General features: G+C 39.6%; 12 protein-coding genes. 2 read left to right on the top strand and 10 right to left on the bottom strand.

What is annotated here, in order from left to right; all coding sequences use genetic code 11:
• From ASE92_RS18630 to ASE92_RS18615, 3 genes are all read right to left on the bottom strand, one after another.
• Complete coding sequence (locus ASE92_RS18630; RefSeq protein WP_056851633.1) at window positions 1-1881, bottom strand: M56 family metallopeptidase; 1881 nt, start codon at window positions 1879-1881, stop codon at window positions 1-3.
• A gap of 28 nt (window positions 1882-1909) precedes the next feature.
• Window positions 1910-2299 carry a BlaI/MecI/CopY family transcriptional regulator gene (locus tag ASE92_RS18625; protein WP_056851632.1) on the bottom strand — a complete coding sequence of 130 codons (390 nt, stop codon included), beginning with the start codon at window positions 2297-2299 and terminating at the stop codon, window positions 1910-1912.
• Window positions 2300-2746: 447 nt separating this feature from the next.
• The gene (locus tag ASE92_RS18615) at window positions 2747-3589 is read right to left on the bottom strand and encodes an NAD(P)-dependent oxidoreductase (RefSeq protein WP_056851630.1); all 843 of its coding nucleotides are present in this window, start codon (window positions 3587-3589) and stop codon (window positions 2747-2749) included.
• Window positions 3590-3749: 160 nt separating this feature from the next.
• Here ASE92_RS18615 and ASE92_RS18610 point away from each other — a divergent pair, with 160 nt between their 5' ends.
• Entirely contained in the window at window positions 3750-4847 is a 1098-nt protein-coding gene (locus ASE92_RS18610; protein ID WP_056851629.1) for a DNA alkylation repair protein, read from the top strand.
• On the opposite strand, the gene ASE92_RS18605 is transcribed toward ASE92_RS18610, so the two are convergent.
• The 6 genes from ASE92_RS18605 to ASE92_RS18580 all read right to left on the bottom strand — a co-directional run bounded on the left by ASE92_RS18605 (window position 4839) and on the right by ASE92_RS18580 (window position 14726).
• Window positions 4839-5300, bottom strand: coding sequence for an NUDIX domain-containing protein (locus ASE92_RS18605; RefSeq protein WP_056851628.1), 462 nt, complete (start codon window positions 5298-5300; stop codon window positions 4839-4841). The two genes, ASE92_RS18610 and ASE92_RS18605, sit on opposite strands and share 9 nt — an antisense overlap.
• 267 nt (window positions 5301-5567) lie before the next feature.
• Window positions 5568-7526, bottom strand: a complete 1959-nt coding sequence (locus ASE92_RS18600; protein ID WP_056851627.1) for an OmpA family protein — start codon at window positions 7524-7526, stop codon at window positions 5568-5570.
• Window positions 7527-7573: 47 nt separating this feature from the next.
• Complete coding sequence (locus ASE92_RS18595) at window positions 7574-8542, bottom strand: type IX secretion system membrane protein PorP/SprF (RefSeq protein WP_056851626.1); 969 nt, start codon at window positions 8540-8542, stop codon at window positions 7574-7576.
• Window positions 8543-8611: 69 nt separating this feature from the next.
• Complete coding sequence (locus tag ASE92_RS18590) at window positions 8612-9907, bottom strand: gliding motility-associated C-terminal domain-containing protein (RefSeq protein ID WP_082455122.1); 1296 nt, start codon at window positions 9905-9907, stop codon at window positions 8612-8614.
• A 339-nt stretch (window positions 9908-10246) separates the two neighbouring features.
• On the bottom strand, window positions 10247-10522 hold the full coding sequence (locus tag ASE92_RS18585) for a hypothetical protein (RefSeq protein WP_056851624.1): 276 nt from the start codon (window positions 10520-10522) through the stop codon (window positions 10247-10249).
• A 46-nt stretch (window positions 10523-10568) separates the two neighbouring features.
• Complete coding sequence (locus ASE92_RS18580) at window positions 10569-14726, bottom strand: hypothetical protein (RefSeq protein WP_056851623.1); 4158 nt, start codon at window positions 14724-14726, stop codon at window positions 10569-10571.
• 387 nt (window positions 14727-15113) lie between these two features.
• On the opposite strand from ASE92_RS18580, the gene ASE92_RS18575 reads away from it, so the two are divergent.
• Window positions 15114-15746, top strand: a complete 633-nt coding sequence (locus ASE92_RS18575; protein ID WP_056851622.1) for a hypothetical protein — start codon at window positions 15114-15116, stop codon at window positions 15744-15746.
• 486 nt (window positions 15747-16232) lie between these two features.
• Here the strand turns inward: ASE92_RS18575 and ASE92_RS18570 are convergent, their stop codons facing one another.
• Entirely contained in the window at window positions 16233-16619 is a 387-nt protein-coding gene (locus tag ASE92_RS18570; protein ID WP_056851621.1) for a GreA/GreB family elongation factor, read from the bottom strand.
• Window positions 16620-16860: the final 241 nt, after the last annotated feature.

Raw genomic sequence — 16860 nt, 5'->3', positions numbered from 1 at the left:
TTATTTCGTAGTCTTTGTTACGTTTACCGCATAACTTAATAGATGGCTATTACCTTCCAAATATTTTGATCTGTATTTTGCGTGAAGACTTTTACTTTGTTTTACTCCATTTACAATCAGGTTATTTTTATCCAGAGAAAATGAAAGTTTTGTGGTATTGGAAATTAATCCATCATTCAATAACTGAGTGATGATTTTATTTGAATTATCTTTTCCATTCTCAACATGCACACTCACAGTATTTCCTTCACTAACGGTTGAGTGGCCATTGGCTTTTGGTGGAGTGGGCGGTGTAGCGGGTGCTGGTGGAGCAGCATTTAATCGGGGAAAAGGCGGTGCTGGTGGCGCTATTGGAACAGGTGAATTATTTATTCTTGGCGTTTTAGGTGGCTTCGGAGCTCTCGGCACACCACCCATCTTTGCTGGGTTTTGAAAATTTCTAGAATCTTTAGCTGCCTGTTTGGCATCAATAATCGCCTGTTTAGAATCCTCTTCAGCAACCCTGGCATCGATTACCGCTTGAGCCGCATCTTTCTTTGCTACCTCAGCATCAATTACCGCCTGCTCGGCATCGATTACCGCCTGCTTGGCATCGATTACCGCCTGCTTGGCATCGCGTTTTGCTTGTTTAGCAATCTCTTCATAATCAGCCTGATCCTGCATATCAGGTGATTTTTTGGTCGGCTTATTTTTCTCTGTTGCCTTCCTTTCTGCAGCTTTTATTTTCTGCTCAATTTCCTTTTCCAACTGCTCGGCAGATTTATTTTTCTTCGCTGTATCCTGCACCGCTAGAATTGAGTTAGAAATAGTCGCGCTACTTATTGATGCTGCTTTGCCTACATTTTTAAAGGCTGCAGTAAAAATCACAGTAGAAACCAATGCGATGGTTAATATTGTCTTTTCCATTTTGTTTAAAGTTGAATTGGTGTTAAATAACATCCTGCTTGCCCTATGTAGCAGGCTACCGTTTTTTCCATTTATGCCCATTGCATAAGCAGGTGCACGCTGCTTAAACTCCTGACAAAAAATTAAGGCCTTAACATAATTTTTCCTGTCGTTTACACATGCAATGGCCAAATCATCACAACAATGTTCGCGTTCGGTTTTAATAAGTCGCGATACCCACAATACCGCTGGATTGAAGAAGAATACAATTTCGATAGCACTCTGTAGCAAGTTCACCAGATAATCCCTGCGCTTTACGTGTGCTAGTTCATGTGCTAAAATGGCCTCAACCTCTACAGTGCTCAACCCATTTAATAACCCTAATGGAATTAAAATGAATGGTTTCAAATGACCAACTACCAAGGGCACTTTCACAATTCCCGATTGCAACATTTTTACATCTTGATTTAAACCAAGTTTACGGGATAGCAAGTCCAAATGTTCATCCCAGGTTTTGCCAGCCGCATAAGTTTGGTTGTTTCTTAAACGATAAATGCTGCTTAAACCAACCAGTAACTGCACACTTTTAGCACAAATAATTAAGAACCAAAGCAATACAATTTGATAAGCATATGAATTCCAGATACTCAAAAACTTATTTAGGTTTGCAAATAAATCAAACTGAATAGCAGCTATAAACTGGCTTTGGCTCGAATTGGCTAAATGAATGGCCACCTCAGTGGTTTGCTCAGCATTTGTATTAGTGGCTTGATGGCTTAGTTCCAGAGAAAAAGTAACGCAAATGGCGAGAACAAATAGTAATAAACAGCCAGTAAGCAAATTATAACGAAGCTTTGCACTTGCTTTTCGGGCGACAAACATAATTGCCCCTGCGATAATGGCCAGCATTACGCCCATCCATAAAGAGTGGAATAATATGGTGCCCAATGCGTTTAACCAATTTTCGGGCAAAAAATCAAAATGCTTAAAATTCATAATTGTGGTTCTTTAGAATTTTTAATATTTATTCCATACCCTCCAATAGTCGCTTAATCTCTTCAATTTCTTCCTTCGAAGTTTTTTCATTGCCTAAAAGCTGCATCATTAATTGAGATGCAGAGCCTTTGTACAAAGTGTTTACAAAACGATCGAGCAGTTGAACTTTAGTTTTTTCTTCGGCTTCTACAGGAATATAAATGTGCTTCATTTGGCTTTCATCACGTTTTAAAATTCCCTTTTCGGTTAAAATTTGCATCTGTTTCAACGTTGACGTGTAGTTTACCTCCCTATTCTCGTTGAGTTTTTCGTTTACAAAGCGAACGGTAGAGGGACCGAACTCCCAAAGCACCTGCAGAATTTCTAGTTCAGCTTTGGTTGGTTCTGGCAAATTATGATCAACTTGATTATTCTTCATAAATCTAAGGTACGATATTTTTCGTACGATGCAAATATTACCTTGTTTTTATTTTTTATGTCGAGTTGAGGGATAATTTGTTTTATAAAAATCAATATGAATGGCATTAAAAACGGTGATTATGTAGAGGTACTAAGCGATCTCGTTACTAAAACAATACCACAAATGAGATTGCTTCAATCGATGAAAAATCGATTTCGCAATGACGAAAAGTTAAAAATGTCAATGGTGGGAAAACGAACTTTCATATTTAGTGTAAATTTAAAAGAACATTAAACGCCGCTACTAGTCTTTTACTACTCTTGCCGTCATTCCCGCGAAGGCGGGAATCGTAAAGCTATAACGAATGTAAAATCCCCAGTCGAGCGCAACATTATTTGTTGCGAACGCCTATCTTGAAAGATTCAATTCAGGAACAACTTTGAGATAATTCTGACTTGTAATCCCTTACTTTAACGCTTTAATCACCGCAATTAAATCCTCTTCACCGTATTCAGCTTCAGCATTTTCGAAAGTTTTCAATACAGTTTTTGCCAAGGGCGAAGAGATTCCTTCATCTCGTGCCAATCTTAAATCTTTAACAATATGCTTTAACGCAAATGCAGGTTTATAATTTTCAGCAAGAATGGCATCACCCTTTATTTTAGTAAAAATATTACCGATCGCGGCGCTGTTAATGAGGTTCAAAAGATCATCGGTTTTAACTCCATTTTGATTGGCAAACAAAACGGTTTCGGCTAAACCTTGTGTATATAAAGCCAGCAAAGAATTAATAGCCAATTTAGCCTGATTTCCCGCTCCTACTTCTCCAACACGCAGGGTCAACTTCCCTAATTTTTCAAGTACAGGTTTGGCTTTTTCAAAAACCTCTTCTTCGCCTCCTACCATAATAACCAGTTGCCCGGTTTCTGCCTGCTTAACGCTTCCCGAAACAGGGGCATCCAAATAATCGATTCCGTTAAGTTTGCATTTTTGGTGCATCTGCTTAGAAATACCAGGGGAAACAGTACTCATATTGATGATGATTTTACCTTTTGCATCTGCCGACAGTAAACCCTTGTCACCTTCAAAAATTTGTTCAATCGCCTGATCATCAGAAACCATTAGAATTACAATATCTGCTTTTTCTAAGAGTGCTTGTGGCGTCTCAGCAGTGGCTGCACCTAATTTTTGCAACTCACTTTCTTTACCTTTACTCCGATTATAAACTGCAACCTGATAAGCTGCATCAATGAGTTGAGTGGCCATCGGAATTCCCATATTACCTAAACCTATCCATCCTATTTTCATATCATTTTATTTTTAAGTGATAAACAAATTTGCCAAATAAATGGCTCAATAATTAATTTTCGATAAATGATTTCATTTATGGATGAAATAGAAGCCGATTGTTTAAAACATTTCAGAAACCCATATCATCCAAAGTTTAAATTTGCTTAACCAAAATCATATGTTACTCAAAGATTTATATTCTCCAGTCTTTTACGATAGATTAGGAGATGCTTTATCCGTTTCGATCTCTGATTTCGACAAAGCTCAATTTATCAAGAATATTTACACTTTGGATTTTGAATCTAAAGAACTGAAAGAACGAATGAAACATACTACACGGGTATTAAAACAATTCATGCCTGAAGATTATGTCGCCACTATTTCGCTCCTAAAACAAACAATTGAGCAATTGCGAATTGCCGGAATTGGCGAAGATGGATTGGCTTTTATATTTTTGCCCGATTATTTAGAAACCTACGGAATTGATTATTTTGAAGAATCGGTTGAGGCACTTGAATTTGTTACCCAATTTATAAGTTGCGAATTTGCTGTTCGCCCTTTTATTTTAAGGTACGAACAACGGATGATCGAAAAAATGCTGAAATGGTCAACACACTCCAGCCCCAAAGTAAGGCGATTGGCCAGCGAAGGTAGCCGACCAAGACTCCCCTGGGCCATGGCGATTCCTTTTCTAAAAAAAGACCCAACATCAATTCTACCGATTTTGAATAACTTAAAACACGATTCATCTGAATATGTGAGAAGAAGCGTGGCAAACAGCTTAAATGATATTGCCAAAGATCATCCTGATGTGGTGATCAAGGTTGCGCAAAGTTGGTCAGGATTAAGCCCAGAAACAGACGCTATTATTAAGCATGGTAGTCGAACGCTATTAAAACAGGGACATCCAGAAATTTTGCAACATTATGGCTTAGACGATCAAGGTATTATTATGCAAGATTTTCAGCTCATCAGTCCTGAAGTTAAAATTGGCGAAAGCCTTTCTTTAGCTTTTACCATTAAAAATGTAAATAGTATGGAAAAGAAAGTGAGGTTAGAATATGCCATTTACTATAAGAAGCAAAATGGACAGAACACAAAAAAAGTATTCAAAATTTCGGAACGCATGTATTCTGCCGGTGCTGAAATAAGCGTTCTTCGCAAACAAAAATTTATACTAATTACCACAAGAAAATTTCATTTAGGAGAACATCAAATTGCAATAATCATCAATGGCGTTGAGAAGGAAATACTCCATTTCGAGTTATTAGCTTAATTTTAATAGGCCTCGCAATTCATCAAGTAACGGAATCTGCCGATCTTTAATGGCTACGCAGGCCTTTTGATAATTAAACCAATCGCCACGATCTACTTCAACAAAATCCTGCATTTTGCCAGATTTTGGCGGCCACTCCATCTCGAAGGTATTACTCACTAGCGTGGAAGGATCTAAATCGCCTTCTAGTGCCCAGCAGAGCACCTTTTTCCCTCCTTTTTGTGTAATAGGATTTAACGGGATAAAGTTACCTGTTACAATTTTTCCAGTCTCTTCTTCAAATTCTCTTACAGCAGCTTTTAATGGCTCTTCATCACCATCAAGTTCTCCTTTTGGCACAGACCAAACCCCTTCATTCTTTTTGGTATAAAATGGGCCACCCGGGTGAACTAGAAAGAATTCCAATTCATCTTCTTTCTTTCTAAAAAGCAATATTCCAGCGCTAATTCTCATCTTATATCTAATTTTACTCGATTACCTGTAAAGTAACTATAAATGTTCCTACAAAGGCAACAAAATAACAGATCACTTGTTCTACGATCCATTTTCAAATTTTTCTGCCTGTGATTAAAAGCCAATTAGGCAATTTTACTAGCCAATTCTAACGAGTCTAAGAAGAATTATTGGCAAATGTCCAATGCGCTCGCCTCTTGTTTACCATCAATAAAAAAAGCCATCCCTTTAGAGGATAGCTTCTCACTGGTTGTGCTTTGTTAAATATTATTGTTTTGTAATCTTAAACTCTGTTCTTCTGTTTAACTGGTGATCCGCTTCGGAACATTTGACACCGTTAGCACAGTTATTAAGTAATTTACGCTCACCATATCCTCTTGCAGTAATTCTGTTTTTATCAACTCCACGATCAATAATGTACTGAACCGCAGAATTTGCTCTGCTTTGCGACAACCATTGATTGTATTGATCGTTACCTCTGCTATCCGTATGCGAACCCAGCTCAATCCAAATGGTTGGATTGTCTCTCATTATTTTTACTAATTTATCTAATTCAATTGCGGCGTCAGGTCTGATATTCGATTTGTCGAAATCATAATAGATATTTTCAATCCTAATGGCTTTATCCAGTTCAATTTTTTCAAGATATAAATCTTTGTTAATTACAGTAGAGGTAGTGAGGTTATTCGTGGTTAAAGAAACCACATCACTTCTATAATTCGTCTTATCTCCTGTTAAATTATAGTCAGATGATTTATCCAAGTCAAATTTAAAATCACCACTTTCATCAGTTTGTACTTTTAATGCCTGGCCGTTTATTTTTGTTAACGTTACAATCGAATTTGAAAGCGGTTGGTTGGTTGTTTTATCAAAAACCTTTCCTGTTAACCTAAAGGCAATTACTTGCTGTTCTGTGAAACTGTAAATATCGTCGCTTCCTAAACCCTCCGTTCTGTTCGAACTTAAAAAACCACTTAAAGCCGATGTTTTAAGATAAGCAAAATCATCCTGTGGTGAATTTGTAGGATAACCTAAATTTTTAGGCTCTGCTACTTTCCCTGCGGATAGCTTAGTTCTGAAGATGTCAAGTCCACCCATACCCACTCTTCCATCCGTACTGAAATAAAAGTTGTTCTCCGTATCAAAAACTGGTGTGCGTTCATTACCTTCCGTATTAATTTCCTTAAGATTTACAGGTGTTCCCCAATCGCCGGCATCGGTACGCTGACTTACATAAATATCGGTACCACCCAATCCACCAGTCATGTTAGACACAAAATATAAGCTATTCCCATCGCTAGTAACAAAAGGATCGCCTAAAGAGTATTCGTCAACTTTGTTATATTTAAAAGGTGATGGAACAGCCCATTTACCGGCTGCATCTTTTTTGCTCGAATAAATCTCTACATTAACAGTTGCCAGTTTACCTTTTACAAAAACAGGTTTTTTGGGTATTCTGGTTAAGGTAAAAAACATTTCATTTCCATCCTTGGTAAAACTTGCCGGGCCAACATGGTAATTGGTGTTGGCATCAAGAGGAAACATGTTCACGCTATCCTGTTTTCCATCAACCATATAGAGCCTTAGGTAATGGTTACCTGTCCAACCATAAATGGTACGATCCGGACGCTTTGCTCCATCGAATTTTAAGAAAGGACGTGCTCCGCTCTGCTTGTCTTCCAGAACATTTCCACGGTCGGATGCAAAAGTAATGGTATTATTGTATGCTGTAGCACCCCAATCAGATTGTGGGGTATTCATCCTGGTTTCATTTTTAATGGTAGTAGCCGTTGGGTTTTTCATCCAAACCATCGCCGAATCGCAGCTAGAAAGCCACAAACTTTGCTCTTTCGGTGTTAGACTTTTATTAATCTCTGCGTACTTTTTGTAATGTGACTTTGCCTCTGCATACTTAGAGTTTTGCTGTAATGCTTTTGCATAAGCCAAAATATTATCCGCCTTTGTGTCGGGCATTCCAGCAGCAATAGCATACCAGCTTTCAGTTTGTTTATAATCATTTACCAGGGCATAACATTCTCCCAACCGTTCGGCGGTATACAGTGTCTGTTTCTTTTTATAGGCCTGCTCATAAAGATCAATTGCTTTTTTATAATTAAACAATTGGTATTGAGCATCGGCCTCCTTCAACACATATTGGGCAAAAGCTGGTTTTTCTACCAAGATCAATATGGATGCTAGCGTAATGATGTAGTATAATTTCTTCATTGTTTGTTTAATTCAAGAGGATTAATCGTCATGTAATATTGTTTCCACTAAAAGAATCTTGGTGTAAGCATACGCACATTTTTCCTGTTAAAGAAATAACTTATAGATATTTCGTGAGTACCACTGCTGTAACCTTGTAATGGCCCGATAGAATAATCGTAAGCATAACCTATACGCAAGTTTTCTGTTGGAAAAACCTGTATGGCTCCTACGGCAGAATTGAGTTGACTCAAGTCTTTTTGCAGGTAACTTTTATTGTATAATTTTACGCCCGTCCGGTACGAGCCGCCAATCCAGAAACGTTCTGCCAAAATAAGGAAAGCGTTCAAATCTAAACTGGTTGGACCACCCCTATCATCTTTTAAAAGGAACGAAGGCTTCAGTAAAATATCTTTCGATAGTGGAATTAATGTTCCGGCGGTTAAATAATAATGCGGTTTTGGTTGAGCAATAAAAGCATAACGATCAATATCAATGTACTGAGAAACCAGGTTATCGGCACTAAAACCAGCATAAAAACGATCGTTAGCAAAGTAAACTCCTGCCCTTGCATCAGGCAAAATGGTACTTTGCAACCCTACAGGTTGATAGATTTCCGGGTCGTTTGGATTCAACATTGCCCCATCAATCCCCAACTGAACGGCCCCTACACCTAAGCCAAATGCTAATCGCGAAGTTCCATCAGCATTTAAGCGGATGCGATATGCATAATTACCATATACAGATTGGTTGCGTTGTGCACCAAGTTTATCACTCGACACCTGAAGCGCTAAACCTACATTGCCATCGTTGGCTATGGCATCAACAGCTATCGACACGGTTTTGGGCGCCCCTTGGATCCCTGTCCATTGGGTGCGGTAAAACGCATGTACATTAAGCTGCTCTTTATAACCTGCATAAGCCGGGTTAATATAGATTCCATTAAACATATACTGACTGAACTGTGCATCCTGTTGGGCTTTAGCCAAAGTAGAACACAGTAGCAACACACTTAAGATCTGTAGTATTCTTTTCATTTTTTTGTATTTCGATCTGCCATCAGATCATAAGTAATCATTTCAATTAGCGGATGAATTTTGCCGCTATTAGTTTTTAAATGCCCTGATTAAAGTAGTCCATCCCGTAAAGGTAAACCATTCACCTCCGGCAGTTTCACGCACTTTTAGCAGATAATAATAGGTCCCTTCATTCAGCCCCTCTCCACTCCAGTTATTTTGATAGTTGTTGGATCTGTACACTTCATTGCCCCAACGGTTTACAATAACCAAAGAGTTTTCGGCAAACAGTTCAAGCCCTCTGATTTCGAACATATCGTTATTTGCATCTCCATTAGGCGTAAATAAGGTTGGGATAAACAAATCCTGTCCGGAAACAGATAGTTTTGTATAATAAGCGCCGTTTGCATTTACATCATTGGATAAGGCTATATTGTTGCGGGTATGGATACCTGTTGCCGGGTTTGTACCTTTTAACATGTCCCATTTGTTGCCACTTACGTAGCGGGAAATAGCAGCATTCGCATCTTTAAACAAACTGCCATTGGTATTGGCATTATGTTGCAAAATCATATTTGCGGTAACTGGCATGGCACTGTAAATATTCCATACCCTATCCATCCCTAAGCGTTCTTTAAGCACTGGCTTATTGGCCAGCATGTAATCTTGTACACTGGCATAAATACGACCCGCTGTTGCTGGCGTCAAAGTTGCAGGTGTATAATCTCCCTCATCAATACCGATTGGAAAAACAAAGCCATCACTTCCTGCATAATCTTTCACCATGTGCCCCGCAATGCTGTTGCTGGTTACCACCATTCTATCTTTAGAATAGTTAATGATTTTACCTGTAGTTCCAAAAACCAGGTTATGACCGTTCAGGATAATATCAGCCTGATCGACCGCCAGATCTATCGTACCCGCGATGTTTAATGACGCAGAATTTAATCCTGCAGGGTTTGTTGTACCAAAACCAGGGTCGTTTACATCGGCCAGCATCATGTTGCCATTATTGCGATGCTCAATTAACATATTGATAAAAACACCATTGTTTCCATCAATTTGTGTTGGACCAGCAGCCATACCCGAATAGAAAGGGTTGTTGCCTGGGTTATAGACCACGATTTTTCCGTTACCGCTAAAGGTAGCACCCGGAGCAATCCATACATTTTTGCTGTAAATCTCCAGCACCCCATCTATTTGCCAATTGGCATTTGGACCGAAGAAAGTGCCTTCACTGTAGCGTTGTTCGGTGGTGCCTGAGGCAATTGCTACGGTCGAATTATCAACTGTCATGCTGCCTGAACCGGTTTGGGCAAAGCTGAAATTTATTGAGCCAAACAACACGATCAATGTTATGCTCAAATGGAGTAAGTGTTTCTTCATAAATTTAAATTTTCGTTCGTAACATCTAAAATGAAATCATTTAACCGTCAAGATCATTGATATGTGGAACTTCACCTTCGTTGGCATTTGTAGTAAGATCAATAAAGGATATTGCGTAATCGGTTAGGCTTGCAAACGGCATAACACTCAATTGAAATTATTAAGGTAGATGCGCCCTTTTGTAAACTTAACCACGTTTTGCCAGGTGGGTATTTCCCAGTAACGATACGCCCTTGGCATTGGTAATTTCTATGTCAAAAGTGTTGGATTATTCCCAGATAAAACCTCCTTTTAGGCCCTGCAGTAAATGACAACCTTTATATTAGTGTTATCGGCCCTTTAAATGACCCTGCCCATACCTATCTGCCGGTAGCCAGTAGTGGCGATGAGCTTGCCATCAGGTAGGATGACCATCTTTTTACCATAGAAGATGGTCGTTGTACCATCCTCTAGGTAAACTACGATATCTGAACCAAAGGTTACATCCCCATACCAAACGGTATCATCTGCTGCTAAAATGGTAATGTATGTATTGATGTAAGTTGGGCTTTGCGCAAATCCACTTATGGATAAACAGCTTAGCAAACAAAGCAAAGTTAATTTTCTTATCATCATTTTAACAGTCAGTTATATTAGGTAATCAATTAAAGGTAGTATTTCACTATCCTAACTGTATTAGTACCCACACAGTACCGTCGCTTTGCAACATATATTTATTTCCGAAATTTGGATTTGGAGATGCTACACCTATACTGGCTACCGGTATAGTTGTTTGGCTTGTATTAGTAGCTGCTTCGAAAGAACGGGAGGTAGTTACTGCACCACCACCATTATTGATAATGTAATACACGCGACCTTTGCAGGTTGAAGGATCTGGCAGGGTTAGATTAATGGCTCCTGCTGCTCTGCTAATCACCGTATAATCGCTGTCAGTAAGCGTACCATCTGCAGTTAATACTCTTATATTGTGGCTTACAGAACCTGCAACTTGAAAATTAGAGTTTGGATTAGCTGTTCCGATTCCAACATTTCCGTTGTCTAAAGCCACAAACTCTGTTCCTATAGCTCTTGCAGTTGTTCCATCAGATTTTGTCCCCAATTCAATCCTTGTATTGGCAAGATTGTTTACCCAAGCATCATTTGTTAGATCGAAACCAGCCGACGCTGCTGTTTTCACTTTTAATACGCCATTTGCATCAGCGACAACTACCCTATCATTTGCATCAGTGCTAATATAGTTTGGTCTTTCGGCTGCTTCGAGTGTTCTCCATGAAGCCAATGTACCATAACCTAATGCTCCAATACGTACACCACCTAAAATTAAATCTAAACGTTGGGTTGGATTTCTATAAAAAGGATCAAAGTTGGGATCAGATCCAAACGACCAATTACCCTTTTCATCCATTATGGCTCTGTATGCGTTACCCGCACCTGTTGAGGCTGTTCCATCTGCGTTAGCGCCCGAAGTACCTAACCATATCTCTCCGCCATTAGTGGTATATTTTCCGGTTCTCAAAACCACACCTGCACGTTGTTTAGCCAAATTGGTAAGGGCTAATGTAGAATTACTTGTTGTGGTGTATCCTTCAAATGCTGCAATTGATGTCCCGTTAGGACGTTCTGTTCTAGCGGCTATTGTACCAGAGGAAATAAAGTTGCGATGTACAATTGCCTGTGCATTATTTGAAGTAGCCAGACTATAATTCACATCTAAATCATCATTCGCTTGTAAAGTCAGTTTATCATCAAAGTTCCTGCCTAATATAGTTGCATCACTTGGCGTATAGCCAAATCCTATTCTTCCACCAGGGCTAACCACAATGTCATCTAACAAACTGGTAGCAGTTGGTGTACCTGTAGCAGAATTATCTTTCGCTGCATCTATATTAAAGACACCTAATCCATTTTGAGTACCAATGGCTACATTTCCTTTTTGATAAATGTTATCTGTATTTAATGATGCTTTATCAGTACTTAATCTTTTATTCCAGGGTTCAATACCTAAATTAGATGAAGGAACTGTTTTTAGTATACCAGTATTATCAGCAACTACAATTTTATCTGTTGTTAAATCGCCCGCATATGCCGGGGAATTGATGTTTCTTATTTTTAAACCTCCTTCTCCTGCTGTTGCATTGCCACCTAAATCTAATAACTCGGTCGGTTTTGCATTATCTTCCACACCATTAACTCCTATTGCCGTACGACCATTTCTAAGTACAGTCATAGCATTATTAAAAGAAGTATTTGGTGTTACTGAACTCCCATTACCCACTTGAAACAAAGCGTCTGTTTCAACAGGTTGAGAATTAAGTGATCCTGTACGAATAGCGTTTCTTTCTCCGATGGCAGTTCCCACAAATGAGGCGGCCAATGTTTGTCTTCCCATAGCAGTTGAGGCATTTCCTGCAGCAGTTGTATAAGCACCAATGGCTACAGATTGATCACCACTAGCAGTTGCAGTATGCGTACTCAAAGCTACCGCATAAAGACCGCTGGCTACTGCATTTAAACCTATCGCCGTACTGTATATATTGCTAGATTGGGCACCCTGTCCCAATGCAGTAGAGTAATAACCACTAGCTTTTGAGTTTTGACCGAGTGCAATGGCTTGCTGACCGGTAACTTCATTTTGATACCCTAATGCCATAGCACCTTCACTGCTTGCAACATTAAATGCTCCAATGGCTTGAGATCTCAAACCACTTGCATTATTTCTCCATCCAACTGCAGTAGAGTTCAAACCAGCTGCTTTATTTTCTACACCGAAAGCCATAGAGTTTACACCGATCAGCGAAATGCCATTTAGTTCATCTGCATGTAGGGTCCCACCTCTCACAGCTCCACGAACATCTAATCTTGCAATTGGATTAGATGTTGAGAAATCTCCTAAACCAAGGTTCCCATTCTGATAAATGTTTTGGTTATTTAAGGTTGCCTTATTTGTAGTACTTTGAACATTAAAAGGTTCTGCAATTAAGCTGGATTGATCGACTGATTTTAAAACACCAGTTGTTGGGTCGGCCACAACTAACTTATCGGTAGTTGCACCAACTTGTAAACCAGCTACCGCTAATGTATTGGTTACATCGGCAGTAATTGTTGTTGGCGCTATTAAAGCTCCACCCAATTGTGTATTGATACCAGTTTTGGTTAAACCGTTATTTGCAGTAGTAGCCAATGCACTCAAATCAACACTGTTGGATGAAATACCATTAACAGTAGATGTTAATTTATTCGTTGCATCTAAAGCCAATGCATTTGTATTAATGATGTTTGCTGTTGGCGCTATACCATTTACATCACTTGTTAATACGTTACCATTAGAATTTAAAGTGTGGCTAATCGTTTGTGGTGTTGCCGGACCCGCAGGACCTTGAACACCGGTAGCACCTGCATCTCCTTTATCTCCCTTGTCACCTTTATCGCCTTGAGCACCCGTTGCACCAACTGCTCCTGTCAACCCGATTGGGCCTTGTGAACCCGTTGCGCCGGTAGCACCCGCATCTCCTTTATCGCCCTTGTCGCCTTTATCTCCTTGAGCACCCGTTGCACCAACTGCTCCTGTCAACCCGATTGGGCCTTGTGAACCCGTTGCACCGGTAGCACCTGCATCTCCTTTATCTCCTTTGTCACCTTTATCTCCTTGAGTACCCGTTGCACCTGTCAACCCGATTGGGCCTTGTGAACCCGTTGCACCGGTAGCACCTGCATCTCCTTTATCGCCCTTGTCACCTTTATCCCCTTGAGCACCTGTTGCACCAACTGCTCCTGTTAAGCCGATTGGCCCTTGTGAACCCGTTGCTCCTGTAGCACCCGCATCTCCTTTATCGCCCTTGTCACCTTTATCCCCTTGAGCACCTGTTGCACCAACTGCTCCTGTCAACCCGATTGGGCCTTGTGAACCCGTTGCACCGGTAGCACCAACTGCTCCTGTTAATCCGATTGGCCCTTGTGAACCCGTTGCACCGGTAGCACCTACATCACCTTTCAAACCTTGCACACCAGTAGCTCCAATATCTCCTTTATCACCTTTTAAACCTTGCAAACCAGTTGCTCCTGTTAAGCCGGTAGCTCCAATATCTCCTTTATCACCTTTTAAACCTTGCAAACCAGTTGCTCCTGTTAAGCCGGTAGCACCAATATCTCCTTTATCACCCTTTAAACCTTGCAAACCAGTTGCTCCTGTTAAGCCGGTAGCACCAATATCTCCTTTTTCACCCTTTAAACCTTGCGAACCAGTTGCTCCTGTTAAGCCGGTAGCACCAATATCTCCTTTTTCACCCTTTAAACCTTGCAAACCAGTTGCTCCTGTTAAGCCGGTAGCACCAATATCTCCTTTTTCACCTTTTGGACCATTGATATTCGTCCAAGTATTGGTTGTTGGATTATAAACCCAACTTCCGCTATCATTGGTTACGATGGTAACGCCCGCTCCAGGCCCTCCTGTTGTTCCAGGGATTCCTGGTGTGCCTGTTTTGCCAGGCTGATTTTCGACCAGAATGGAATTACTACTTCTTACAAAAACCCATTTTGTACCATCATTATAGTAAATACCAGGTACCACATCATTTGCTGTAGCCAGGTTATATACCATCATACCCGCCACGTGTGCACTGAGCGGAGCCGCATTTGTGGTTCGGATTAAACTGACGCGAGTGTGCAAAAGGCCTTTGTTGTTGGTTTCCAACTCAAGAATTGCATCTTTGTTAGGCAGATTACTAGTATTAATGGTACCGTCTTTTATCTTCTGCTGCGCAAAAGCCGTGCTGCCACCTAAAAGTAAAACTGTTAGACTGAGGAGTAAATGTTTATTCATTTGATTAAAATTAGATATATACTATTTGCTGGCTTTTTGCAATTGCCCCTTTTCACACTAGGACAATTAGATTTAAATACCAGAAATCCATGCACATACAATCAAATAAGCCACCAAAAAGAAAAACATGTATTTATGGCAAATGAGAGCATATATCGATTTTAAATCCAAATTCACCCGGGGAGTTTTTTACCCACAAAAAGAAAATTACGAGGTGAAATTTCCCCACACCTAGAATTATTATATCATTCCTGTAAACAGACGTAATACTTATACTATCAAAAAATATAATAATACTCACTAAACACACCTTACAGGAATACCCTATTTTCACTACATTATAGGCGGCAAGCAATTGATTGCGTCATGGCTATAAAAAATGCTTAAATGCCCGGTCAAATTAAATTTTCGAAAAGCAATGCCTCCAAGTATTTTGTACTGGTCATTTGCATCCTGCTGGCTTTCGTTGACACACTGGGGTTAACTTTAAATTTATCCAATTTAACCCTACTCAAATCCATCAAAAATATCCCGACTATAAACCGAGATTTTGGAAGGTTGAACCAGAGCATTTTAAAATTATACGATGCCGAAAATAATTGCAGGATATACATTATCAATGGTGACCGAAAATATTACGAACAGTTTAATTCGGATCTCAAAACAATCAGTTTAATGCTCGATACAATCGAAATGCTCAACCGGAATGAGAAACCCAACAATCCAGAAAAATTCGGCTACCTGATTAAACAAAAGAAACTCCGAACCAGCCAGTTCATTCGCCTGAAAAAGCTGGCAGACAGCTTAATTACTTTTTCGTCTGAACTGCAAGAGATCATTACCTCCAGCCTGCCGAAAGAGCGGCTATTCTCGACCCGCCAGTTTAAAAATATTATTCAGATAGATACCCTCCACCTTGCTGTGCAGGCCAAGACTAAAAAGAAGTTTTTGGGCAGAATTCACTTAGGTATGATGAACAACAAGGTATACTTGATGAAATACCTTATAATAATCTGCTAATTGCGTAGCAAGCCTTGCTGGGCTAGCAAGTTCAGTTTTAATTTCAAAACTTTATTGGTACCATTCACTAAAACAGTATCAGCTTTTGAACCGCCAATTTTGAATTCATTCGATAGGTAGTGTCGGCCAAAGAATAATTATTCAGTACGTAACTGTTCAGCAAGGCTGATTTATATAGATATTCGTGTCTGTAATGGTTGGAAAGATGGCTATAAGATGTATAAATGATTTCTTTTAGCTTACGTTTCTATTTTGATTCTACACCATTTTTTTTTTAACAGCTTTTTCATTTGCTTGCAGTACTCCTTGAAATGATCCTTTACTGCAAGACACTGAAAACCTGCATTTTAAATGAGCTTAGATAGCGCATTCAAATTTGAGGAAGATATTGCGCTTGCAGCAGGCATAAAGCGTTTAAAATTGGTTAATCAAAAGCAAATACATACAAATATAATAGCAAAAGCGTTTCGAATTGGTCGATCTGATTTACAAAGGCGGAATAACATCGATGATGTTAAACACTTTCATTCCTGCAGGGACTTTCCATTTAACTGTTTCCCCCTTCCTAAACCCGATAAGCGCTGCAGCAATCGGAGTTAATACCGAAATCTTTTTCGCTTTGATATCCGCATTTTGAGGCAACACTATTGTAAGCTCCATTATCGTTCCGGTACTTTTCTCCTGGATCCAAACCTTTGAGTTAAGCCTCACGGCATGTGGTGGAAAAGCATCATTTTTCAGGATAACCGCCCTGCTCAATTCTGATGACAGAGACATCTCAGCGGAGTTTTGCTTTTGTTTAGTGAAATAGGGCTTTAATAGATCAAAGTCTTGCTGGGTGATCACCACGGGGTTGTTTTCATTTAAATTCATATCTATAATCGTTAATGTATTTATATTAGGTAAAGAAATCTGTTCGAAAGAGGTTGTGTTCTTCCTTTAACACAAGGTTGAAAAGCGAATTTTAACATTGAGCCAATCAGGATTAAATTAATTCACGATAGCGCTTTTGGGTAGAAAAGGCTATCGGTTAAAATTCCAAATGATGGTGTTAGGAAGAGAAGTACTAAACCCCAGGCCGAAAAGTTATCGAAGGCATGGGGTGAGATTATCA

The sequence above is a fragment of the Pedobacter sp. Leaf41 genome, assembly GCF_001422545.1.
In the GTDB taxonomy this organism is placed as follows: domain Bacteria; phylum Bacteroidota; class Bacteroidia; order Sphingobacteriales; family Sphingobacteriaceae; genus Pedobacter.
The sequence above is the reverse complement of the archived record's forward strand: the minus strand, read 5'-3'. Positions and strand labels throughout refer to the sequence as shown.